The organism is Sphingopyxis sp. CCNWLW2 (genome assembly GCF_037095755.1).
Classification (GTDB): domain Bacteria; phylum Pseudomonadota; class Alphaproteobacteria; order Sphingomonadales; family Sphingomonadaceae; genus Sphingopyxis.
The window spans coordinates 548033-569224 of record NZ_JBAWKJ010000001.1 but is presented as its reverse complement, the minus strand read 5'-3'; the positions used below and the strand labels follow the sequence as shown (position 1 = coordinate 569224).

Annotated in this window: 23 protein-coding genes; 15 read left to right on the top strand and 8 right to left on the bottom strand. The window is 67.4% G+C overall.

Going from position 1 to position 21192, the window contains the following annotated elements:
• Positions 1-7: 7 nt before the first annotated feature.
• The 3 genes from V8J55_RS02605 to V8J55_RS02595 all read right to left on the bottom strand — a co-directional run bounded on the left by V8J55_RS02605 (position 8) and on the right by V8J55_RS02595 (position 2647).
• On the bottom strand, positions 8-337 hold the full coding sequence (locus tag V8J55_RS02605; protein ID WP_336444254.1) for a hypothetical protein: 330 nt from the start codon (positions 335-337) through the stop codon (positions 8-10).
• 45 nt (positions 338-382) lie between these two features.
• Positions 383-2041: a M28 family metallopeptidase gene (locus tag V8J55_RS02600; RefSeq protein ID WP_336444253.1), complete on the bottom strand. Its 1659-nt coding sequence runs from the start codon at positions 2039-2041 to the stop codon at positions 383-385.
• Positions 2042-2128: 87 nt separating this feature from the next.
• On the bottom strand, positions 2129-2647 hold the full coding sequence (locus tag V8J55_RS02595; RefSeq protein ID WP_336444252.1) for a hypothetical protein: 519 nt from the start codon (positions 2645-2647) through the stop codon (positions 2129-2131).
• A 195-nt stretch (positions 2648-2842) separates the two neighbouring features.
• Between V8J55_RS02595 and V8J55_RS02590 the strand changes: the two genes are divergently transcribed.
• Positions 2843-3556, top strand: a complete 714-nt coding sequence (locus V8J55_RS02590; protein WP_336445694.1) for a 2OG-Fe(II) oxygenase — start codon at positions 2843-2845, stop codon at positions 3554-3556.
• Positions 3557-3564: 8 nt separating this feature from the next.
• Here the strand turns inward: V8J55_RS02590 and V8J55_RS02585 are convergent, their stop codons facing one another.
• The 3 genes from V8J55_RS02585 to V8J55_RS02575 form a co-directional block, all read right to left on the bottom strand.
• Positions 3565-5724, bottom strand: a complete 2160-nt coding sequence (locus V8J55_RS02585) for a S9 family peptidase (RefSeq protein WP_336444251.1) — start codon at positions 5722-5724, stop codon at positions 3565-3567.
• Between the two features lie 75 nt (positions 5725-5799).
• Positions 5800-7098 carry a L,D-transpeptidase family protein gene (locus V8J55_RS02580; RefSeq protein WP_336444250.1) on the bottom strand — a complete coding sequence of 433 codons (1299 nt, stop codon included), beginning with the start codon at positions 7096-7098 and terminating at the stop codon, positions 5800-5802.
• Positions 7099-7115: 17 nt separating this feature from the next.
• Positions 7116-7364 carry a hypothetical protein gene (locus tag V8J55_RS02575; protein WP_336444249.1) on the bottom strand — a complete coding sequence of 83 codons (249 nt, stop codon included), beginning with the start codon at positions 7362-7364 and terminating at the stop codon, positions 7116-7118.
• A 229-nt stretch (positions 7365-7593) separates the two neighbouring features.
• On the opposite strand from V8J55_RS02575, the gene pip reads away from it, so the two are divergent.
• Complete coding sequence (pip, locus tag V8J55_RS02570) at positions 7594-8685, top strand: prolyl aminopeptidase (RefSeq protein ID WP_336444248.1); 1092 nt, start codon at positions 7594-7596, stop codon at positions 8683-8685.
• Positions 8686-8711: 26 nt separating this feature from the next.
• Here the strand turns inward: pip and V8J55_RS02565 are convergent, their stop codons facing one another.
• Positions 8712-10007: a hypothetical protein gene (locus V8J55_RS02565; protein ID WP_336444247.1), complete on the bottom strand. Its 1296-nt coding sequence runs from the start codon at positions 10005-10007 to the stop codon at positions 8712-8714.
• A 130-nt stretch (positions 10008-10137) separates the two neighbouring features.
• Between V8J55_RS02565 and V8J55_RS02560 the strand changes: the two genes are divergently transcribed.
• From V8J55_RS02560 to V8J55_RS02545, 4 genes are all read left to right on the top strand, one after another.
• Complete coding sequence (locus V8J55_RS02560) at positions 10138-10851, top strand: hypothetical protein (protein WP_336444246.1); 714 nt, start codon at positions 10138-10140, stop codon at positions 10849-10851.
• A 178-nt stretch (positions 10852-11029) separates the two neighbouring features.
• The gene (chrA, locus tag V8J55_RS02555; protein WP_336444245.1) at positions 11030-12211 is read left to right on the top strand and encodes a chromate efflux transporter; all 1182 of its coding nucleotides are present in this window, start codon (positions 11030-11032) and stop codon (positions 12209-12211) included.
• 163 nt (positions 12212-12374) lie between these two features.
• Positions 12375-12881: a hypothetical protein gene (locus tag V8J55_RS02550; RefSeq protein WP_336444244.1), complete on the top strand. Its 507-nt coding sequence runs from the start codon at positions 12375-12377 to the stop codon at positions 12879-12881.
• 83 nt (positions 12882-12964) lie between these two features.
• On the top strand, positions 12965-14218 hold the full coding sequence (locus V8J55_RS02545) for a DNA-packaging protein (protein ID WP_336444243.1): 1254 nt from the start codon (positions 12965-12967) through the stop codon (positions 14216-14218).
• Positions 14219-14310: 92 nt separating this feature from the next.
• Here the strand turns inward: V8J55_RS02545 and V8J55_RS02540 are convergent, their stop codons facing one another.
• Positions 14311-14553 (bottom strand): hypothetical protein, encoded by a 243-nt coding sequence (locus tag V8J55_RS02540; protein WP_336444242.1) that lies wholly within the window; start codon positions 14551-14553, stop codon positions 14311-14313.
• Between the two features lie 270 nt (positions 14554-14823).
• Here V8J55_RS02540 and V8J55_RS02535 point away from each other — a divergent pair, with 270 nt between their 5' ends.
• The 9 genes from V8J55_RS02535 (at position 14824) to gp17 (ending at position 21189) form a co-directional block, all read left to right on the top strand.
• Positions 14824-15930: a phage portal protein gene (locus V8J55_RS02535; protein WP_336444241.1), complete on the top strand. Its 1107-nt coding sequence runs from the start codon at positions 14824-14826 to the stop codon at positions 15928-15930.
• A 15-nt stretch (positions 15931-15945) separates the two neighbouring features.
• Positions 15946-16254, top strand: coding sequence for a DUF6127 family protein (locus V8J55_RS02530; protein ID WP_037513339.1), 309 nt, complete (start codon positions 15946-15948; stop codon positions 16252-16254).
• 41 nt (positions 16255-16295) lie between these two features.
• Positions 16296-16700, top strand: coding sequence for an HK97 family phage prohead protease (locus V8J55_RS02525; RefSeq protein ID WP_336444240.1), 405 nt, complete (start codon positions 16296-16298; stop codon positions 16698-16700).
• 5 nt (positions 16701-16705) lie between these two features.
• Positions 16706-17848: a phage major capsid protein gene (locus tag V8J55_RS02520; protein WP_336444239.1), complete on the top strand. Its 1143-nt coding sequence runs from the start codon at positions 16706-16708 to the stop codon at positions 17846-17848.
• A gap of 98 nt (positions 17849-17946) precedes the next feature.
• Positions 17947-19788 (top strand): tail fiber domain-containing protein, encoded by a 1842-nt coding sequence (locus V8J55_RS02515; protein WP_336444238.1) that lies wholly within the window; start codon positions 17947-17949, stop codon positions 19786-19788.
• Positions 19785-19940, top strand: a complete 156-nt coding sequence (locus V8J55_RS02510) for a hypothetical protein (protein ID WP_336444237.1) — start codon at positions 19785-19787, stop codon at positions 19938-19940. The genes V8J55_RS02515 and V8J55_RS02510 overlap by 4 nt, the downstream gene beginning before the upstream one ends.
• Positions 19941-19961: 21 nt before the next feature.
• Entirely contained in the window at positions 19962-20243 is a 282-nt protein-coding gene (locus V8J55_RS02505; protein ID WP_336444236.1) for a phage fiber-tail adaptor protein, read from the top strand.
• Positions 20243-20800: a head-tail connector protein gene (locus V8J55_RS02500; RefSeq protein ID WP_336444235.1), complete on the top strand. Its 558-nt coding sequence runs from the start codon at positions 20243-20245 to the stop codon at positions 20798-20800. Before V8J55_RS02505 ends, V8J55_RS02500 begins: the two co-directional genes overlap by 1 nt.
• The gene (gp17, locus tag V8J55_RS02495) at positions 20797-21189 is read left to right on the top strand and encodes a tail completion protein gp17 (protein WP_336444234.1); all 393 of its coding nucleotides are present in this window, start codon (positions 20797-20799) and stop codon (positions 21187-21189) included. Before V8J55_RS02500 ends, gp17 begins: the two co-directional genes overlap by 4 nt.
• Positions 21190-21192 lie beyond the last annotated feature (3 nt).

Genomic DNA, 21192 nt, shown 5'->3' with positions numbered 1-21192 from the left:
GAAGCGGTCATTTGCTGAGTGAAGATTTCTCCTGCCACTCACCATTCGGGAGGCGCACCCATTCAGCGTCTTGGCCTTCAAGGGCAATCACCGTCCCGGGGGCATGATCGATCATCTCAACAAGGTCGTCCGCGAACCAGAATCCCTCATCCAATTCATCGAAGTGAACGTTGACGGCGTAATCTTCAGATAGCGTGCCCACGACTGCGACGTCGGTAACGGATGGCGTAGTATGGCCAAATACTTGCCCTTCACGACCTGCCAAGCCAAGCCGTTCGGTTTCCTCGGTGCGTCTGATGCGAACGCGATCTGCAAAGCCCGTCATGCTCTCAAGCATAGCGCTATCATTGATGTCCGCAATCGGCCGATCACCACCGCCCGCCTATTTCCGCGACGCGGCGCTCCGGTCGCGAATCGCCTTGAATTCACTGCCGTCCTTCCAGCCCGGCCATTTGGCCGAGCGGGCGAGTTCGTCGCCGATCGTGTAAAAGACCGCGATATCCTGCACCGCGCCGTCCAAGTTCCAGCTTTCGTCCCACGCGTCGCAGGCCTGATGATAGCATTTGCCGGTATAGGCATCGACCCATGCCTGCCCCGCGGGCTTGCCGCCCTCCGCGAGGTCGGAGGCGCCCGCGATCCCCATCATCAGTAGGACGGGGACGCCGCGCTTGGCGAGGCTGAAATGGTCGGCGCGGTAGAAGAGACCCCGTTCGGGGAGGCTTTCGACGCTGACGGTGCGGCCCTGCGTCGCGGCGACGCGCGCGAGATCGTCTTCGAGCGTGCCCTGTCCCTTGCCGACGAGGACGACGTCCTTTGCTTTTCCGGCGGTCTGGAGGATGTCGAGGCCGAAGTTGGCGACGGTCTTTTCGGCGGGGAAGATCGGGTTTTGGGCATAGGCTTCGGAGCCGAGCAGCCCGCGCTCCTCGGCGGTCCAGAAGGCGAAGGCGATCGTGCGGTCGGGGGCGGGCGCCGCCTTGAACAGCCGCGCGATCTCGAACAGCCCCGCGACGCCAAGCGCGTCGTCGTTGGCGCCGGCGCGGTAGATGCGGCCCTGTTCGTCGGGCGGGCCCTCGCCATAGGCGTCCCAGTGCGCGCCGTACATGATCACCTCGTCGGGGCGCTTGGCGCCGGGGATTTTCGCGAGGACATTCTGGCTCTGCACGACTTCCTGCGTCACGGGGATCGCGGCGTTGAAGCTGGTGCCGAGGTCGATGGGTTTGAAATCCTTGCGGCGTGCTGCGGTGCGTAGCTTTGCCAGATCCTGTCCGGCGTTGGTGAACAGGGTCGACGCGGTTTCGCCCGAGATCCATCCCTGGAGCGCGAGGCTCGTCACCTTTTCGGGCGGCATGACGAGCCCGTAATTTTCACCGCCCGGTGCTTTGACGACGTTCCAGCCGTAGCCGACGCCGTCGGTGTCGTGGACGATCAGCGCGCCGATCGCGCCGCGGCGTGCGGCTTCCTCGAACTTGTAGGTCCAGCGGCCATAATAGGTCATCGTTCGGCCGCCGAACTTGCCGAAGCTGTCCTCGCCCTTCGCCGCGACGAAATCGGGGTCGTTGATCAGGAAGACAGCGACCTTGCCCTTGAGGTCCTGTCCCTTGAAGTCGTCCCAGCCGCGTTCGGGGGCGGTGACGCCATAACCGACGAAGACGAGCGGGGCGTTTTCGATGACCGCGCGGTCCTTGGGCTGGAGCGTCGAGACATAGATGTCGGTACCGAAAGTCAGCGGCATCGCGGTGCCCTTGCGGTCGAAGCCGAGCGTCGTTGGGGTGCCGAGCCGCGTGTGGAGCAAGGGCACGGGCTGGGTCCAGCCGCCGTCGGTGCCCGCGGGTTCGAGGCCGAGTGCCTGCAGCCGGCCGATCAGGTAACCGATCGTGCGCTCCTCGCCGATCGTGCCGGGCGCGCGGCCTTGAAACTGATCGGACGCGAGCGTGCGGACGGTCTGGGTGAGATTGGCGGCGTCGATCGCGGGGGCGTTTTGCGCCGCGGCGGGAATGGCGAGCAGGGGGAGGAACAGGGCGGCGGCGTGGCGCAGGGGCATGATGAATCGGTTCCGCTTTGGGGGAGGAGGTCGAACCCTAGCATGGTCATGCGCTTTGTGAACCGGTGCGGCGGTGATTGAGGCTGGCTAGAGTGCCACCAGCAGCGCGGCGAGCGTTGCGCCTGCGATCGCGAGCAGCACCGCGGCGCGGAGGCCATAGAGCCGCAGAAGGCGCGCCGTTCGCGGCTCCACGGGTGGCCAGTCGGCGATGCCGGCAGGCTCGGCTTCGGGCCACACATCGCCGATGCGGTTCGGAAAGCCGGGCCGCGACGACAGATCCGGCCCGCTGATCCCGCTGGCGAGCGCGAGCTTCTCGAAAGCGACCGCCATTCTGCCTTCCTTGACAATGCGGGCGGCGTGTCCCTGCCGCGGATCATCGGGCGAGACGGGGAGTGCGCCGACGAGGCGTTCGACCTCGGTATCGAGTGCGTGCAGGTCGTCGATCGCCTCCATCGCGCGCGACCGGTCGCCGCGTTCGAGCGCGAGTTGCAGCCGCGTCAGCGACAGAAAGCCGACGCGGCAGAACTGGAGCCCCAGCGCGTAGTCGTCCGCTGTTGCGGGCCGGCCCGTCGGATCGGGCTCGTGCCGGGTCGAAAGGGCGCTCATCATTCTTGCTCCTGTCCTCACTCGCCCCTGCAAGATCGACTAGCGAGAAGAAGCGCGGGCGCGTAAGCCCCGATCAGGCCCGCTGTGCCCCGGATGCGCCGGACGGTGGCTCGGCATGGGGCTTTCAGTTTGAAAACAAGAAACGGGGCGCGGGTTGGCGCGCGCGGTGGCATGGCCGGGTGCATGACGGACACCATGGAAACACACATCGATGCGCGTATCGAAACGCTGGACTGGGGCGCGATCGCGGCAGCGCTCGACCGCGATGGTTGGGCGGTGCTGCCTGGGTTGCTGAGCGATGCCGAGTGCGATGAGGTTGCGGCGCTCTATGCGCGGGAAGCGGGGTTCCGCAGCCATGTCCATATGGCGCGGCACGGGTTCGGGCGCGGCGAATATCGCTATTTCGCCTATCCGTTGCCGCCGCTGGTCGCGGCGCTGCGGAGTGGGCTGTATCCTTCGCTCGCGCCGATCGCCAACCGCTGGCACGAGCGGATGGGAATGGCGGTGCGCTTTCCCGCCGAGCACGCGGAATTTCTGGCGCGGTGCCATGATGCCGGGCAGCGGCGGCCGACGCCGTTGCTACTGCAATATGGCGCCGGTGACTATAATTGCCTGCACCAGGATTTGTACGGCGAGCATGTCTTTCCGTTGCAGGTCGCGGTGCTGCTGTCAGTGCCCGCCGACGACTTCAGCGGCGGCGAGTTCGTCTTGACCGAGCAAAGGCCGCGGATGCAGTCACGCGCCGCTGTCGTGTCGCTCACAAAGGGCGATGCGGTGGTGTTCGCGGTGAACGTCCGGCCTGTGCGCGGCGCGCGCGGCGACTATCGCGTCGCGATGCGCCACGGGGTCAGCGAAATCCGGTCGGGGCGGCGGCACACGCTCGGCGTCATTTTCCACGACGCGACGTAGGTGCCTGCCTATTTCGCCGCCGCATCGCCTGCCGGTCGCGTCCAGCCCTTCTTGTATTTTTCGAACCAGGCGAGGATTGCCGAGGCCTTGGCGGCCGATTGCGACGGGCGCGCGGCGATGCTGCCGTGGCTGGCGCCCGGAACCTTGATCAGCGCGCTGGGCACGCCGCGGAGGCGGAGCGCGGTGTAATATTGTTCGGATTCGCTGACCGGGGTGCGGTAATCCTCGGCCCCGACGACGACGAGCGTCGGGGTTTCGACATTGCCGACGAGCGAGAGCGGGGAGCGGGACCAGAAGAGCTCGGGCTTTTCCCACGGCTCGGCGCCGAGCCAATAGGGGCCGAAGAAGCCGGGGCCGTCGGCGGTGAGCGCCTGCGTCGTCCAGTTGATCACCGGCTTTTGCGTGACCGCGGCCTTGAAGCGGTTCGTCTTGCCGACGATCCAGCTGGTGAGCACACCGCCGCCCGAGCCGCCGGTGACGAAGAGCGCGTCGGGGTCGGCGACGCCAAGCTCGATCGCGCGGTCGACGATGCTGATGAGGTCGAAATAGTCATTGCCCGGATATTGCTTGTCGATCTCGTTCGCGAAGGCCGCGCCATAGCTGGTCGAACCGCGCGGGTTCGCCGAGAGCACGGCATAGCCGCCCGCGGCGTAGAGCTGGTTGTCGGTCGAGAAATGGCCGCCATAGGCCGCGAAGGGCCCGCCGTGGATTTCGAGGATCAGCGGCACGCGCTGGCCGTCGCGATAGCCGGGCGGGAGGGTCAGCCAGCCCTCGATCGTCTTGCCGTCGTGGCTCGACGCGACGGTGATCTTGCGCACCTCGCCGAGCGATTTCACTTCGCGCAAGCTCCGGTTGAGGTCGGTGAGGATGCGCGCCGTTCCGCCGCGATTGAGCTGGACCTCGGCGGGGCGGGTTGCGGTGCCGCCGGTGAAGGCGATCGCGCCGCCGTCCGACACGGTGAAGCTGCCGCCCGTATAGGGCCGGTCGAGCCCGCCGCCCGACAGGCCGGTCGCGGCGGTGCGCACCGCGCCATCGAGGCCGATGCGCGCGACCTTGGTCTCGCCGTGATCGTCGTACTGCGCATAGACGGACTTGCCATCGGCGCCCCACTGGATCGCATCGATGCCATAGTCCCAATTGCCCGTCAGGCTGCGCTTGCCCGACCCGTCGCGGTTCATGACGTAGAGCTGGGTGTTTTCGTAAGCGCGCAATTTGTCGTCGAAGCCGAGGTAGGCGATCTTGCCGCCGTCGGGCGAGACGAGCGGATTGGTGTCGGGGCCGTTGCGGTCGGTGAGCGCGGTGACCGTGCCGCTCGTCACGTCGAGCGCGTGGACTTCGCTCTCGACCGGGTCCTTCTCCCAATCGGGTTTGCGGTTCGCGCTGAAATAGAGGGTGCGGCCATCGCGCGACCAGCTCAAGGGGCCGCCGTCATGATAGGGGCCGAAGGTGAGCTGGCGCGGCGAGCCGCCGGTCGCGGGGACGACGAAAATCTTTTCGAAGCCGGGTTCGAGATAGCCTTCGCCGTCGGCGCGGTAAGCGAGAAGGTCGTGGACCTCGAGCGGCTCGGCCCATTTCGCGCCCTCGGGCTTGTTTTTCGGCGCCGCGCCGAACGACGGGCCGTCGTCCTTGACGAGCATCGTGTAGGCGATCGAGCGGCCGTCGGGCGACCAGGCGAGGCTCGACGGGCTGGTCGGGAGGCCGGTGAGGCGTACCGCCTCGCCGCCGTTCATCCAGCGCACCCAGAGCTGCGCGCTGCCGCCCTCGGTCGAGGCGAAGGCGAGGCGCTTGCCGTCGGGCGACCAGCGCGGCGAAAAGGCGCCGCCGCTGCGGCCTGCGACCGGGGTCTCCTCGCCGGTCGTCGTGTCGATCAGCCAGATCGAGCTGACCGCGCGGTCGGACATGATGTCGTTCGAACGGCGGACATAGGCGATGTGGCGGCCGTCGGGGCTGATCTGCGGATCGGAGGCGATCGAGAGGTCGAAGAGGTCGGCGCCGGTGAGGCGGCGTTCGGGGCTCTTGCGCGCGCTACCCGCGGCGGCGGCCGACATGGGGGCAGGCGTTTCTGCGGCGGGCGCGGGCGATGCGGCGGGCGCCGGTTCTTCCTGTGCAAAGGCCGGCTGCGAGGAAAGAGCGAGCAGGCTTGCACCGAGGATGGCCAGTTTGCGCATGAAGATTCACCCCTTTTTTCAGTGAGGGGGCACGTCTGTACGTTTCGCCGGGGCGGGTCAACCGCCCGGTGCCCCTCAGCTATCCCTGCCGTAAACATCGTCGCGGAAGGCGAGGCCGCGGTCGGTCGCGATGGCGGTGATGTAGGTGAGGTAGACGGGCACCTCGACGGGCAACGCGACCGCCTGTTCGGGGGTCTTCGACTTGGTGCTGATCGGGCGGTGGAGCAGCCACTGGCCGAGCGCGGCGGCATTTTCGAGGCGGATGCAGCCGTTCGAAAAATGGCGGTCGGGCTTTTTGAGCAGCGCGCGCTCGGGGGTGTCGTGGAGGTAGATGCCCTCGTCATTGGGGAAGAGGAATTTGACGCGGCCCATCGAATTGGCGCCACCGGGAAGTTCGCGGAGGCGCAGCACCTCGTCGCCCGCGGCGACCGCGGGCCAGTCGATTTCGGACGCGTCGAGCTTGCGCGGATTGGGACCCCAGTCGGAGAGCGCCTCCATGCGCAGCGAGGCGAGGCTGCGCCCGGCGAGGACCTTGGGGGCGATGCTTTCTTGGGCGAGATAGTCGGGGACGTTCCAATAGGGGTTGAGGATCGCCCATTGGAGCTTGCCCGCGAGCATCGGGGTCTGCGTTTCGGGCGCGCCGACGACGACCTTCATCGACCCCGCGCGCTTGCCCGCGTCATAATACCAGAGCTGGCCCGACGAGGCGTCGACGACGATATGATGGACGTACGGGCCGGGCAGGAGGCGCGCGCGGTCGAGGTTGAGCCGAAGGCGCGCCATCGCGTCCTTCGAGGTCCCCTGCGCCAAAGCGCGGCCCATCAGGGTGCGGAGGCGCACATAATGTTCGCTCATCCAACCCATATTTTTCATATAGGCGCCGAAATCCTTGGGGAAGGCGGCGGCGCGGAGCACCGTTTCGGGGTCGGCTTTTTTCGGGCGAAGCGACTTGTCGGCATAATCCATCTTTGCCCCGCCGGGGCTGCGCATGTCGCGGACATAGCGCGCGAAGGCGGCCGAGAGCGCGACTTCGGCGCGCGCAAGGTCCTGCGGGGCGCCGCCGCGGGCGCGGGCGATCAGCGCTTCGAGCTTTTCAAGGTCGTAGGATGAAGATTTGAGACCGTCGCGCGAGGCGGTCGAGAGATAGCCGAGCAGCGCCACCGCCTCGGGCCCGAGCTTGCCCGCGCGGAGCCAGAGCGGCTTGAAATTGCGTGCGGCGTAGAAGCGTTTGACGTCGCCGCCGGCTTCTTCGCGGATCGCGCCGGCGAGCGGGAGCGCCGCCCCCTGCGCTGCGGGCGCCGCGAGGACGGGCGGGGCGAGGGGCGTGCCGAGCGCCAGTCCGATCAGGAAAAGGGGGGCGCAGCGGCGCTGCATCCCCCGAAACAACGTAATCAGCCGCGTTCTCCCAGCCGCGACGGGGCGGGCGGCGGCGGGGGCGGCGGCGGCACATAGTTGGGGTGATAGATGCCGTCGGCGGTATAATAGCCGTCGATGATGCCGTCGCCGTCGCGGTCGGCGGCAACGCTTCCCGGAACCGCGCCCGGCGGCGGGGGCGGCGCCATCGCGACATCTTCCTTTTGCGAACAGGCGGAGAGCGCCAGTGCGCCGAGCGCACCGAGCATAATGGGTTGGAAACGCATGAGACCACTCCTTTTTGATGCCCATGGAAATCGCTTTCCATGCGCGCGTGCCCAACCCCGGAATTTCAGCCATGCGCCGCTTTGGGGGCGCGTCATCCGTCCCGCGATCAGGGGTGTTTTTTGAACGATGGCCCGCGCGATAAGTTCCCCGCAGCCCGCGAGACGGTGGACATAGCGCCGCGACCGTTTAGGCCCGTGGCAACGGAATCATCGACAAGGGTGCATGGACATGGATTTTTCGCGGTTGCAGGCTTCGAGCAAGATCGGCGACGACTGGGTCTATCCGCAGCCGCCATGCCTGAACTTCGGCTGGCTCGAAGTCGATCGCGACCCGGCGCACCGCATTTACTGGGAGGAATATGGCAATCCCGACGGTGAGCCGGTGATGTTCCTCCATGGCGGGCCCGGCGGCGCGTGCGCGCCGGTCATGGCGCGCTTCTTCGATCCCAAGCGCTACCGCGTCATCCTGTTTGATCAGCGCGGGTGCGGGAAGAGCGAGCCGACGGTGGCGTCGGCGGGGCCGGCAGTGGCGCTGGCCAAGAACACGACCGCCGACCTGATCGGCGATATCGAGAAATTGCGCGCGAAGCTGGAGATCGCCGGGCCGATGCATGTGTTCGGGGGGAGCTGGGGGAGCACGCTCGCGATGGCCTATGCGATTGCGCGTCCGGCACATGTCGCGAGCCTGATCCTGCGCGGCATCTTCCTCGGTTCGTCCGAGGATCTGCTGTATCTCTATCAGGGGAATGCCGCGACGTGGGAGGCCGATCCGTTCGGGCTGACCGAGCCCGGCGCCTATATGAAATATCCCGAAGAGTGGGCCGAGCTGCTGTCGGTACTGACTCCGCAAGAGCGCGGCGACGTGATGACGTCGTACAAGGCGATTTTCGACATGGTGCCGGCGAATGAGGCCGAGAAGGAACGGCAGTTGAAGGCCGCGCTGACCTGGTCGCTTTGGGAAGGCGTGATTTCGAACATGATCCCCGAGACCGCCGACACGGGCAAGTTTGGTGAGGCCGATTTCGCGCTGTGTTTTGCGCAGATCGAGGCGCATTATTTCGCGAACGCGCTGTTCATTCCGGCGGGGCATTTCTTCGACAATATTGCGACGCTCGCTTCGATCCCCGTGCATATCGTGCATGGTCGCTTCGACGAGGTGTGCCCGCTGACGCAGGCGTCGCGGCTGGTCGCCGCGCTCCGCGACGCGGGGTCGGAGCCCGTGACCTATGTCGTCACCAACGCGGGGCACAGCGCGATGGAGCGCGAGAATGCGCTGGCGCTGACCGCGATCATGGACGGGCTACCGCGCCTCGGCGCATAGGCGCGGCAGCCCGTCGATCGACGGGCCTAAAACTCTCCCGCCACGCCGACACGCAGCGCCGTGTTGCGGCCGCTCGCGTGCGAGACGCCGGCGGTGAAGGCGAGGGGCTCGCCGGTGTCGAAGCGGTGGGCGATCGATGCCCCGACGGCCTGTTCGCCGCGGAAGGTGGCGAGATTGAAGGTATAGCTCGTCTTGCCGGGCTCCGACGGCATGGGCGCCGCGGTCAGGGCGACGGCGGCGGCGGTGCCCCGCTGCGCTTCGCGGCGGTCGCGATCGGTGATGCTGTAAAGATCGCCGATCTGAGTGCCATAGGCCGTGCCCATCGCTTCGAGCATGGTCAGGCGGCTGTCCTGCGCCGCGTTGACCGCTTGCACGGCATGCAACTGGCTGCCGTTGATGGCGTCGCTACTCGTCGCGGTCACCGCCCCGGCGCTGACGTTGACCAGGCCGCGCGTTTGACCCGCCGATCCGAAAGAGACGGTGTTGGCGGCCGTGGCCGTCGAGCCGGACCCGATGGCCACGCTGCCGCTGGCGCCGCTTGCGACCTGGCTGCCCGACCCGATCGCCACGCTGTCGCTGGCGAATGCTGCTGCGCCAGCCTTGCCGCCGCTCGCGCCGCCGATCGCGGTGCTGCCGACGCCCGACGCCACGGCCCCCTGATTGGTGCCCGCGGCGCTTCCGATCGCGATGGCGGCTTCGCCGGTCGCCTGGGCGCCGTTTCCGCCCGCCGCGGAGCCTTCGCTAGCGCCCCTGCCCGGACTGCCCGAACCGACGGCTATCGCGCCAGCGGCGGACGATAGGGCCCCATTGCCGCCCGCTCCGCCTGTTTCCCCCGCGCCAGCGCGCGCGCCCATGGCGCCGGACCCGATGGCTGTCGAGCCCCAGCCGGTCGATATGGCCGCGTTTCCGCCCGCGCCGCCCTTGCCCCCCAGGTCGCCGCGTCCACCGATGCCGCCCGACCCGATGGTCGTCGAATTGTAGCCGGTTGTGGTTGGGCCGTTACCGCCCCTGCCGCCGATTCCGGCAGAGACGCCGAAGCCGCCATTGCCGCCGCCGCCGACCGTTATTTTGCCGTCCGTCTCCGGGGTGACGGTCGGGCGGTCACCGCCTTGGCCGCCAATGCCCACGGGGCCACCCGCCCCGGTGCCGGTGCCGATCCCGTTGGCGCCGGGGCCGCCGAGCTCGATATTTGCCGCAGCGGCATTGCCTGCGACCAGCAAGGCCAGCAGGGGTAAATAGCGCAATGCGTGCAAGGCCCGGCGTTCCCGCGCGGGTGCAGTCAGCGTGGAATAGTGGCGAAACATGTCGTTCGAATGGATCATGGTAAATTCCCCTCTAAGGTGATCGTCGATCACCTCATGGGTGTAGTGGCTTGTAATGACTTATCAAACGCGATGTGGCGCCAACCCTTCGTTCCTCCCGCATTTCCCAGTGAAAACCATATGGGTTATAATGTCCAAAATCGACATGTTGATATGGAATAAGTGTGACGTTATGTGGTTTGCAAACCCACATGAGGTTGCGTATGTCGAGCTAATGGGGGAAATCGAAAAATCGGCCAGTCGAATTAATCTTTGGACTGCGCTTATCGAACGGTTTGGGAAACTGGCTTACTCGCTTGGATGGGAAGTTACACCCGCCAAGCTGGTGAATGCGGTATGGCCAGTCACTCTTATGAGCGCGGCTATGATCTGGCAGCATGTACCGTGGTATGTGTTAATTCCTGTCGCAATTTTTTCGATCGGATCGCTGCTGAATTTGTACGTCGGACTAGCCCGAGCAAGAGCGGTCCAGGGCGTGAAAAAGGTATCTCTGACCGACGCCGCGGCAATGTGCGAGATCGCAGCGCGAAACTTTTATGATTACGTGGATGTTCGCGCGGAAGAGGTTGGATCATTTTCCCCTCATGCGTCGCCCTCTCTCCCTTGGCCGCTTGCCCGCGCCAAGGAAGAGGAGTTCATGCAACGAATGAAATCTCGTCTCGGAGGCGACGTTGGGGCCGCCGTTGCGGTCTTGAGCAGTTTGGGCATCTCGGTAAGTTCAGATTTTCGATCCCTCGCCTGGGCGGATGGGCTAGCTAGATTTTTTGGCGCACAAGCTCGGTTGCTTCGTGCAGGCCATCTCGAAGAAGCTCGAAAACTCGATATTCAAGACCTCTTCTACTGACCCCTTACTTGCGGCTGAGGGTATGTTCGAAGGGGTGCGCACTGAAACAAAGTCTATCTTCCCCTTTCGGGCGGACGCGGTAAAATAGGCGGTGCGGGCAATGCGGACGCCCGTTCAGACGGTGCGCCGTCCAAGTTCCGCTCCATAAGCCGCGCTTGCGGCAAGGAGCGTGCTTGCAATGACGACCGATATCTATTCGCCGCCGACCCTTTCATTGTTTCGGCTTTTCCTCCGTTTCCTCCGTTTCGGTTTCCTCGCCTTTGGCGGGCCCGTCGCCCAGATCGCGATGGTGAAACAGGCGCTGGTCGAGGAGGAGCGCTGGATTTCGCCGGTGCGGTTCAACCGGCTGCTCGCGGTGATGCAGATCCTGCCGGGACCCGAGGCGCATGAATTGTGCGTCCATCTGGGGATGGTCGCGCGCGGGCGGATCGGCGGATTGCTCGCGGGGCTCGGCTTCATGCTGCCCGGCTTTGTCCTGATGCTGGGTGCGGCGTGGCTCTACAAGGGCTGGATCGTCGATAATCCGGCGATGGCGCCGATCTTCCTCGGCGTGCAGGTCGTCGTGCTGGCGATCATCCTGCGCGCGGTGCAGCGGATCGGGGCGCATATCCTGGAGGACCGGCTGTTGTGGCTGCTCGCGGGCGCCGCGCTCGCCGCGACGCTGGCGGGGGTGCCGTTCTGGATTCCGCTGATCGCGGCGGGGCTGATCTATACATATGCGAAGCGCCCGACGGTGGCGGCGGCGATCTTCGTCGCGGCGGTCGTGCTCGCCGTCGTTGTGACGGGCGCCGCGCCCTCGGCGAAGACAAGCATCGCCGCGAGCGAGGCCGGGATCGTCGCGCTGTTCATCGCCGGGCTGAAAGGCGGGCTGCTCACCTTTGGCGGCGCCTATACCGCGATCCCCTATGTGCGCACCGACACCGTCGGGCGCGGCTGGATCAGCGACGCGAGCTTTCTCGACGGTGTCGCGTTCGCGGGGATGCTGCCCGCCCCGCTCGTCATCTTTGCGACCTTTGCGGGCTATGTCGCGGCGGGGCTGCCCGGCGCGGTCGCGATCACGGCGGGGATGTTCATGCCCGCCTTCGTCTTTTCGATGATTTTCTTCGAGCGGCTGGAGGCGGTGGTCGACAATCCGGCGCTCCACCGCGTGCTTGCCGGTGTGGCGGCGGCGGTTGTCGGGGTGATTGCGGCGACGCTGCTGCAACTGGGCTGGTCGACGGCGGGGCGCGCCGCGAACCTTGTACCCGCAGCTCTTCTCTTCGGCGCCGCCGTGCTGGTGGTCTGGCGCTGGAGGGGAAAGCTGACCGCCCCGGCGCTCGTGTTGGCGGGCGGCGTTGCGGGGTGGGCGCTGAACCTTTGACCGGGGGTGGCCGTTCTTTTCTCGGATAACCAAATAGGTTCTTTTCTATTGACATCGTCACGCTGATATGGCACAAGTGTCACATCATGAAGAATTGCGAGTCGGGCCGGCGCCCCTTCCGATGCGGAGGGGCGTCCGGCCCGATTGCTTTTGGAGATGGGCGATGGATCTGGTGGTGATGGGCGGAAAGGGTCGATTGCTGGTCAAGACGAAGCGGTCGCGCCGCGAGATTTCGCAGCGCAGCCGCGACGAGTTCATCCTGTCGCTGAGCGAGACCTGCAACGTGTCGCTGTCGGCCGAGCGCGCCGGTGTGGCATTGTCGACGGTATACAAGATGCGCCAGCGCGACGCGGCATTTGCCGCGGCGTGGCAGCGTGCGCTCGACGACGGATATCAGCGGCTGGAGATGGGGCTGGTGCAGGCCGCGCTGGCCGCGGTCGAAGGTCCCCGGCCAGCGGCGAGCGAGGCCGGGAATCGGCCGCTTGTGGAACCGATGACGATGGATCAGGCGCTCCGCCTGCTCGGACGGCATGAGGGCAGTGTGCGAAGCGGGCGGTTCAAGACCAATCGACCGGGCAAGGGGCGCATGCCGACCTCGGAAGAAACCGACGAAGAGGTTCTGAAGCGGGTTGCGATTCTGCGCCGCCAGCGCGGCTGGGACAAGCTGTAGCGATGGCGCAGGCGACACGGGACGTAGTCGGCGACATTCTGGAGCTGTTGGGGACGTTGACGCCCGGTCAGTTACGACGATTGATGCGCGACCTTCCGCTGAAATACAGGCGCGAATTGATCGAACGCTGGCAGGGTTGGGCGCAGGCGGGACAGTGCGAACCGCCGGGCGACTGGCGTATCTGGATGATCCGTGCCGGGCGCGGGTTCGGAAAGACGCGCGCGGGGGCCGAATGGATCAGCGAATGGGCGCGGATGCTGCCCGAGGCGCGGATCGCGCTGGTTGCGGCGAACGATGCCGACGGGCGGCGGGTGATGATCGAGGGGCCGAGCGGGCTGCTCGCGGTCGCGCGCAGCGACGAGGAGCCGCGCTGGCGCGAGGGGCTGCGCGAGCTGCATTTCAGCAGCGGTGCGGTGGCGACACTCTATTCGGCGGCGGCGGCGGAGAATCTGCGCGGCCCCGAGCATCATGTGGCCTGGTGCGACGAACTGGCGAAATGGACGCATGGCGAGGCGGCATGGGACAATCTGGTCATGGGGCTGCGGCTGGGCGATGCCCCGCGCGTGCTGATCACGACGACGCCGCGGCCGACATCGCTGATGCGGCGGATCATGGCGCTGCCGGGGTTCGAGGAAACGCGCGGCGGAACGAATGACAATGCCTATCTTCCGTCGAACTTCGTCGAGGCGATGGTTGCGAGTTACGGCGGGACGCGGCTGGGGCGGCAGGAGCTGGACGGCGAGATGCTGGAGGATGTCGAGGGGGCGCTGTGGACGCGCGCGCTGATCGAGCGGTGCCGGGTCGATGCCGATGCGATCGGCAAGCCGGCGCGCGTCGTGATCGGGGTCGATCCGCCCGCGACGGCGCATGGCGATGCGTGCGGGATCGTTGTGGCGGCGTTGCTGCGCGACGGGCGGCTGGCGGTGGTCGAGGATGCGAGCGTTGAGGCACCGCCGCCGCATGTCTGGGCGCAGGCGGTGGCGGGCGCGGCGGCGCGCTGGGGCGCCGACCGGGTCGTGGCGGAGAGCAATATGGGCGGCGAAATGGTGGCGAGCACTTTGGCGCAGGCCGACCTCGCGCTGCCGGTGGTGCCGGTGCATGCGAGCATCGGCAAGGCGCGGCGCGCGGAGCCGGTGGCGCTGGCGTACGAGCGCGGGCAGGTGGTGCATGCGGGGGCATTCGCGGCGCTGGAGGACCAGCTTTGCGGGTTGCAGACGGGTGGCGGCTATGCGGGGCCGGGGCGGTCTCCCGATCGGGCGGATGCCTGTGTTTGGGCGTTGGCGGCTTTGCTGGAGGGGCTGCGGAAAGGGCGGGCGCCGGGGGTGATGCGGGTTTGAGGAGAGCGCGGGATTTCGGGCGAAGGCGGTCGATCTGATCCGACGGCGAAATGCAACGGGGGGTGGTCGCCGGGATCACCCCCCGACATCGATTATTGGGTAGGGCAACCCCAGGGGTAGCTGCACGGCGTATTCGGAGTTCCGGGATAGGGGCGCGTTTCGTTGCCGAAGCGTCGATTGCATTCCTGCACGCACCAGCCCTCGCTGTTCGGGCGGGTCGCGACGCAGCCGACGATGCATTCATAGACCGGATCATTCTCCTGCGCTTGTGCCGGAGCGAAAACCGCTGGCATGGCCGCAAGGGCAGCTATGGTAAGAAGCTTTTGAATCAGCATTGACCATCTCCAAACAGGCGTTGCCCTTGGAATTTTTCCAAAGGAACGAAGGTCTTATGGTCGCCTCCGAATCGCGTCAACGCGATTGGGATCCATATCGGACGATCGTCCGCTGAAGTTGATGCCGATCGGCGCTACAGGCAAAAAGATGCTCCGGAACGACACTAAACGGGTTCGTCGTCGTCCGCTTCCGGAAGGCCCGTTGGTCATTGTCATACCATGAGCCGGCGTTCCGCCCCCCGACTCGCAAAAGCATAGCAGGAGATCATCATGAACTGGTTTGGCCGCAAGGCTGCGCAGCATCCTGCGCGGCCCGCTTTGTCGCGGGTGTATGGGACGTGGTCGGCGCCAGCGCCGTTGTCCTATGAGGCCCAGCTGCGCGAGGGGTATCTGGGCAATGCCATCGTCCAACGGGCGGTGCGGCTGGTGGCCGAGGCTGCCGGCTCGGCGCCTCTGGTGGCGAGCGATCCGGCGTTGTCGGCGCTCGTTGGGGCGACGTCGGGCGGGCAGGGGCTGGTCGAGACTTTGGCGTCGCAGTTGCTGCTGCATGGCAATGGTTATGTGCAGATATTGGCCGATGGCGCGGGGGCGCCGGCGGAGCTGTTTGCGCTGCGGCCCGAGCGGGTGACGGTCGAGGCCGACGCGCGCGGGTGGCCGGTTGCCTATCGTTACAAGGCGGGCGGGTCGGGGGTGGTGCTGCCCGCCGAGGATGGCGCGGGGCGCGTCGCGGTGGTGCATGTGAAGGCGCTGCATCCGCTGGACGATCATTATGGCGCGGGGTGCCTGGGCGCGGCTTCGGGGGCGATTGCCGCGCATAACGCGGCGGCGCGGTGGAATGCGGCGTTGCTGGAGAATGCGGCGCGGCCTTCGGGGGCGCTGGTGCATGATCCGGGCGACAAGGGGATGCCCTTGTCGGCCGAGCAGGTCGACCGGCTGCGCGAGGAGCTGGCCGAGAGTTTCGCGGGCGGGGCGAATGCGGGGCGGCCGTTGCTGCTCGAGGGCGGATTGCGGTGGCAGGCGTTGTCGCTGTCGCCGGCGGAGATGGATTTCCTGGCGCTCAAGGATTCGAGTGCGCGCGAGATTGCGATGGCGTTCGGGGTGCCGCCGATGCTGCTCGGGCTGCCCGGGGATGCGACCTATGCCAATTATCGCGAGGCCAATCGCGCGCTGTGGCGGCTGACGGTGCTGCCTTTGTGCGCGAAGATATTGGGGGCGATTTCGCAGGGATTGTCGGGCTGGTTCGAGGGCGCCGAGCTGCGCGTGGATTTGGACAAGGTGCCGGCGCTGGCCGAGGACCGGATGGCGCTGTGGCGCGAGGTGTCGGCGGCGGACTGGCTGACAGCGGATGAGAAGAAGGCGCTGCTGGGCGTCGCTTAACCCGGAGATTGCGACATGGATGAGGAAGAGGCGCTGGCGCGGCTGATCGCGCTGGCGGGGACGAGTGCGCCCGACGCGGCGTTGCTGCGTGCGGTGGTCGAGGAGGCGAGCGAGCTGGGGGCGCGGCGGGCGCTGGCGCGGCTGGGGCTGGCCGACGAGGCCGCGCGCGACGATGTGAGCGACTTGCGGCAGCTGCTCGGCGCGTGGCGCGATGCGAAGACGAGCGCGTGGAAGGCGGCGGTCGACTGGGCGGTGCGGTGCGGGCTGGCGTTGCTGGTCGTCGGGCTGGCGATGAAGCTGGGGCTGCCGGGGTTGCTGAAGTGAGGGCGGCGGGTGCCGCTGCCCACCCCCTAACCCCCTCCCGCTTGCGGGAGGGGGGACTACGGTTCGCCGGCTATGCTTCGGTGTTCGATCGGGTCGATCGCGGGGGCGATGTGGTGCGGGCGGGGGCTTTTGCGGCGAGTTTGCGCGAGCGGCGGGCGGTGCCGCTGCTTTGGCAGCATCGGCCGGGGGCGAGCATCGGGGTGATCGAGACTTTGGCCGAGGATGCGCGCGGGCTGCGCGTTGTCGCGCGGGTGACGCATCCGACGGCGGCGGCGCTGGTCGCGCGCGGGGCGCTGACGGGATTGTCCTTTGGGTATCGGGTGACGGCTTCGCGCGGGAATGGTCCGCGCGAGTTGCTGGCGCTCGACCTGGCCGAGGTGAGCTTGGTGGCGGCGCCGATGCAGCCGCTGGCGCGGGTGATTGCAGTAGATTCTTTGAAGGAGTGACGGGCATGGAAATGGAGTTCGAAATGAAGGCGGATGCGCTCGAGGGGGCGTTCGATGCGGTGCTGGCGGCCGAGGCGGTCGATGAGCTGAAGGCGTCGGTGGCGGCGCTGAAGGCGCAGGTCGATGCGCAGGCCGTGGCGGCGTCGCGATTGCCGCTCGACGGGGCGAAGGCGGCCGATCCGGCGCGTGACGCGTTCGTCGAGCGCTATTTGCGGCGCGGGATCGACGCGGGGGTCGAGATGAAGAGCCTGTCGGGCGCGTCGGGCGGCGAGGGCGGCTTTGCGGTGCCGCGCGAGATCGACGGGGCCATCGCCGCGACGCTGAAGACGCTGTCGCCGATCCGGTCGATCGCGACGGTCGTGCAGACGGGGACGAGCGGCTATCGCAAGCTGATCGCGACGGGATCGATGGGCGCGGGGTGGGTCGGCGAGACCGCGGCGCGGCCCGAGACGGCGACGCGCAGCTTTGCCGAAATCGCACCGCCGTCGGGCGAGCTTTACGCCAACCCGGCGGCGAGCCAGGCGATGCTCGACGATGCGATGTTCAACGTCGAGGACTGGCTGGCCGACCAGATCGCGCGCGAATTCGCGGTCGCCGAGGGCGTCGCGTTCGTGAACGGTAACGGGACGAACCGGCCGAAGGGTTTCCTGACCTATACGACGACGAACGAGCTCGACAGCGTGCGCGCGTTCGGGACGCTCCAGCATCTGGCGACGGGCACCGCGGGTGCGTTTCCGGCGTCGAACCCGCAGGACAAGCTGGTCGAGCTGGTCCATTCGCTAAAGGCGCCGTACCGGCAGGGCGCGAGCTGGGTGATGAATTCGGATACGCTGAGCCGCATCCGCAAGTTCAAGACCAGCGACGGGGCCTTCATCTGGCAGCCGGGGATGGTCGAGGGGCAGGCGGCGACCCTGCTCGGTTATCCGGTCGTCGAGGCCGAGGATATGCCCGATGTCGGCGCGAACAGCCTGTCGATCGCGTTCGGCAATTTCCGCGCCGGTTATCTGGTCGCCGACCGCGGCGAGACGCGCATCCTGCGCGATCCGTTCAGCAACAAGCCCTTCGTGCATTTCTATGCAACCAAGCGGGTCGGCGGCGCGATCATCGATTCGCAGGCGATCAAGCTGATGAAATTCGCCGCCAGCTAAGCACTGGCGCGCGATGGGCGCCCGGCCACGCTCCCCCCTTTCGGGCGGGCCGGGCGCCAATTTTCTCCCCTATCGATATTGGAAAGGATGGCCTCGCCATGCCGACCCTCTTTTTCGCCGATCTGGTGCGCGAGCTGTGCCAGGATGGCGGGACCGGGCCACTGATGCCGACCGGCGCGGTGCCCGGCCATCGCCGTTTTTCGGGGATCGTTCCGGTGGGCGATCCCTTTCATTATGCCATCGCCGGCATCGCCCAGCCGGCGCAGTGGGAGGTCGGCGTCGGCCGGATCGACGACGCGGGCCGGTTGCAGCGCGACAGCGTCGCGGCCTCGTCGAACGCGGGCGACCAAGTCGATTTCGCGCCGGGGCTGAAGACGATCGCATTGACCGTCGGCGCCGAATGGTTCGCCGCGCAGGATGCAGCGGGCGACGGACTGGCCGACGCATTGGCGGCAAAGCAGCCGTTGTCGACGACGCATGCGGCGGTAACGACGGGCGCGGCGGATGATCAGCTTACCGTGCGGCGCGGTGCGGGGTGGGTGAATATGCCGCTGTCGGCGCTCGCCTTTCGGGCCGGTGATGGGCGGTACACGCTCGATGGTCCGCTCGGCGTGCAGAACGGCACCGCCGCCGCGCCTGCGATCAGTTTTGCGGCGGACCCCGACACGGGTCTTTTCCGGGCGGCGGCGGACGCGATCGGCATCGCGACCGAGGGCGTCGAGCGGCTTCGGCTGTCGCCGTCGGGGCATGTGGGTATCGGGACGACTGCGCCGGCGGTGCGCTTGCATGTCGAGGCCAGCGGTGCGGGCGATGTCGCGCGCTTTGGCGCCCTGAGCGGGCAATCGCTTTATCTTTACGCCGACGCCGCGTTCACGGGCCTGTTCAACGTCGCGGGTGCGGGCGCCAGTCGCGACGGGATGCGGATCGGCAGCGATTTCGTGACGCTGGATACAAATGCCACCGAAAGGGTGCGGGTCGACGGCGCGGGGAATGTCGGGATCGGCACGGCCTCTCCCGGCAACAGCGGCGGTTTCAACCGCCAGCTTCAGATCCAGGGCGACTATCCGTGTCTGACGCTGGGCGGGAATGTGGCCGCGCGCAGCTATAGCCTGGGGATCAACGGCGGCGGCGAATTCGCGATCTGGGACAATCAGGCCGCGGCCGCTTCGATGCAGATCGCCGCGGGGACGGGCGCGGTAACGCTGCGGGGCAGCGTGCTGCAACTTGGCGCGCTGACAGGGCCGCAAGTCGTGCCGACACGGATCAGCCTCGATACCTCCTATGCGAATTCTCCGGCGCCCACCAACCAGCAGCTGAAGCTGAACCTCGTGCCCGTCGGCGCCACCGAAGGCTATGGCTGGACGGTCGATAACCTTGGCCGCCTTTGGCACTATGCCGGGAACAGCGTTGGGCCGACCGGCGGTCATATCTTTGCGACCGGCAATGCGGCGCGCTGGCAATTGGTCACGGCGGGCCATTTCCAGCCGGTGTCGGACAATGTTCATTCGCTTGGCGGGGCCGGCAACCGGACCACGGTCGTCTATGCGGCCACCGGTACGATCAACACGTCGGATGCACGCGAAAAAACCTGGCGCGGCGCCGCCAATGCGGCCGAGTTGCGCGCGGGCAGGCGGATCGTCGCCGAACTCGGCTTTTATCAGTGGAACGATGCGATCGCCGCGAAGAGCGCGGCCGATGCGCGTTATCATTTCGGCGTCCAGGCGCAGCGCGTGTGGGAGATCATGGCCGACGAAAGCCTGATCGACCCGATCGATGCCGCGGGACGGCCCGGCGCAACACCCTATGCCTTTCTGTGCTGGGATGCATGGGCGGAGGGCGACGAAGCGGGCGACCGTTTCGGCATCCGCCCCGACCAGCTGGCGCTGTTCCTGATCGCGGCGCAGGAGGCGCGGCTTGCCGCGCTGGAGGCGGCGGCGTGATCGGCGGGTCGGCGTTGTCGTCGCGGGCGGTCGGGGACACGGCGCCGCGCGATCTGGCGAGCGAATGGGGCGGGCCCGAGCCATCGGCGCCGCGCGGCACGGTGCCGATCGCGCGCGAACCCGGCCGCCGCGTGACGCCGCGTAAACCATAGGATCGAGAGAGAGGAGCAGCCATGGCGATGGTGGTGAAGGATCCCGATGCGCGGATCGATTATGAGTTCGACTGGGCGGCCGCCTATCCCGACGGGCAGGCGGTGGTGGCGAGCAGTTGGACGGTCGCGCCGGCCGGGGGCGAGGGGATCGAAGTGGCCGCCGCGGCGCATGACCTGACCCGGACGACTGCCACGCTGGCGGGCGGCGTCGCCGGTCATGTCTATCGCGTCACCAACCGGGTGACGCTGAGCGACGGGCAGATCGACGAGCGATCGATGACCGTGCGGGTGGAGGAACGGTGATGGCGGAAAGTCCGGTGCCGGGCGATGCCCCGGTGAGCCTGAACGAAGCGCGCGGCTGGTTGCGGCTGGGGGCGACGATCGACGATGCCGTGGTCGCGGGCCTTATCCGCGCGGCGACCAATATCTGCGAGGCCTTTATCGGGCAGTGGCTGGTCATCCGCGCGGCCGAGGAGATTTTGCCGTTGAAAAACGGGGTGGTCCAACCCGGAGCGCGGCCCGTTGTCGCGATCGATGGCGTGACCTTGCTGTTGCCCGGTGGCGAGGAGGCGGTGCTGGGCGGCGGCGATTACCGAACGACGATCGGCCGCGACGGTACCGCGCGGGTGACACTGGACGACCCGCGCGGCGCGGCGCGGGTGCGCATCGCCTATCGCGCGGGGATCGCCGAAGGGGCGAACGGGATTCCCGAAGCGATCCGGCAGGGCATCGTCCGCATGACGCAGCATCTGCACGATGCGCGTGACGGGGCACGCGACGGCGCGGGCGCGGCTCCGCCGGCGGCGATCGCGGCGCTGTGGCAGCCGTGGCGGCGGCTGACGCTGGGGGGCGGGCAATGACGAGCGCGGAAGCGGCGTTGCGCGCGCGGGCGATCGAGCTGCTGGCGCGCGACGACGCGCTGGCGGCGATGGTGCACGGGATATTCGACGGCACGCCGCCGCGGGCGAGCGCGCCCTATGTGGCGGTCGGTATCGCAGACGGCGCCGACTGGGGGACCAAGGACCGGGCGGGACGCGAAATCCGCCTGACGCTGACATTGGTCGGCGTGGGCAGCGCGATCGACGACAAGGCCGCGGCGCGCGTCGAGGCGGTCGTCACGGCCTTGCGGGGCCCGGCCGGCGCCTGGTCGGTGGTCGGCGCACGGACGATCCGCACGCGCTTTGCCTTTGCGCGCGACGGCGGCTGGCGCCACGAAATCCTGGTGCGGTGTCGCTGCCTCGCGGCGTGATGC